The following is a 1,521-nucleotide window of genomic DNA, read 5'->3' as shown; positions in this document are numbered from 1 at the left end:
GCAGAAAACATAAATTGACGTTCAATCTTTTTCTCAACGTCTTCTGCAATAATATGTTCGTCAGTGCCTAAAATATCCGAAAGTAACAATTCGTTGCCATCAGCATCCGAGTTTAATGGTTCGTCAAAAGAAACTTCAGATTTTAATCTGCTCGTTTTTCGAAGATGCATCAGAATTTCATTTTCAATACAACGTGAAGCATATGTGGCAAGTTTAATTTTCTTTTCTGTATTGAATGTTTCAATCGCTTTAATAAGTCCAATCGAACCAATGCTGATTAAATCTTCAATATGTGTACCAGTATTTTCGAAACGTCTTGCAATATAGACAACAAGCCTCAAATTACGCTCAATCAACGTGTCACGAGCAGAAAGACTGCCATTCATAAACGCATCAATCGTTTTTGCTTCTTCTTCACGATTCATTGGATGTGGCAATGACTCACTACCGCCAATATAGTATGTTCCTTTACTACGCCATCGACTCCATAGCTCGATCAGTCTGTTCCAAATTTTCATTAACATAGCATTCGCCCTCCCATGATTAGCTGAATAATGTTGAAGCATGCAAAATAACATCTGTTTGACGTGGAAAATGTTTGCTGTTTTTAGTCAGAACGATATAACACGGCGCCAATGATTGCTCAGTTTTTGTTTTCAAACGGATATGATCAACTTTAATGCCAATTGCCCATGTCGATTCATTTTGAACGGTCTGGAGACGAATCAATCGCAATTGAGAGCGAAATGGTAAAGGAACATCTTTAAAATTTTCAGATGAACTTCCTTCAAAATCGTAAAGATACTGCCACAAATCCATTGGGAGGTATGATTTCATTTTTTCTGCAGAAATAAAATGAACAGGATTGCCTGACAACGGTTCTATGCATTGGTTGCCAGTGTCTGAATATGAGGTGAGTTGAAATTCTTGTTGAAACAAGCGAATGGTCACTTGACCGACATACGAATCTTTCAAGGCCGTCAGATTGACACGGAACCAATTTTTTCTGACACCCATTAAACTAAACACCAACACACTACCTGCAACCATCAAAACTACATACCAGCTGGCATTGGCTAAAAGTGGCTGTATGACTGTCAGTAGACCACCGGCAAACAAAGCCCCAATTAAAGTATTTGTTGCTGCCAGTATCCAATTGGTGCGATTCATTCCAAAAGCAATTGTCGTCATAACTACAAAGGTTGCAACGATTGAAAGGAAACTACCACCAAACAGAACAACACTTACACCACCCATAAATGCACTGAGCCATAATCGCCAAGACTTTTGATGAAACGAACCCATTTTGTTTGAAAAGGAAAGTAATGAAAAATTAATGAGTGTATTAATCGAGATCAAGACTTCAGCATACATTTTCTCACCTCCTACAAATAAGGTATCACTTGTCCGTCGCAAAACATGTCAGTTCTTGTATCTCTATTAAAAAAATCTACGACAAAAAAAGCCCAACTTAAGTAGCAATTTAAGCTACTTAAGTTGGGCTTCTAATTTATATTCTTC

The 1,521-nt window shown here is 37.6% G+C and carries 2 protein-coding genes; both read right to left on the bottom strand.

Annotation, left to right across the window (positions count from 1 at the left end):
- The coding region (locus AC1DSB_RS19130) for a sigma-70 family RNA polymerase sigma factor (RefSeq protein WP_477587403.1) at positions 1-524 on the bottom strand (524 nt) is incomplete at its 3' end.
- 19 nt (positions 525-543) lie between these two features.
- Positions 544-1,374, bottom strand: coding sequence for a sigma-E processing peptidase SpoIIGA (locus AC1DSB_RS19125; RefSeq protein ID WP_477531326.1), 831 nt, complete (start codon positions 1,372-1,374; stop codon positions 544-546).
- Between the last annotated feature and the right edge of the window lie 147 nt (positions 1,375-1,521).

It is taken from the genome of Paenisporosarcina sp. P4_E4_2 (assembly GCF_056401595.1).
Note: the sequence above shows the minus strand (reverse complement) of the source record. Positions and strands in the feature narration are given on the sequence as shown.

Bases quoted from the DNA above. Each gene is read 5' to 3' on its own strand.
- AC1DSB_RS19125 (WP_477531326.1), bottom strand. From the start codon at position 1,374: ATGTATGCTGAAGTCTTGATCTCGATTAATACACTCATTAATTTTTCA.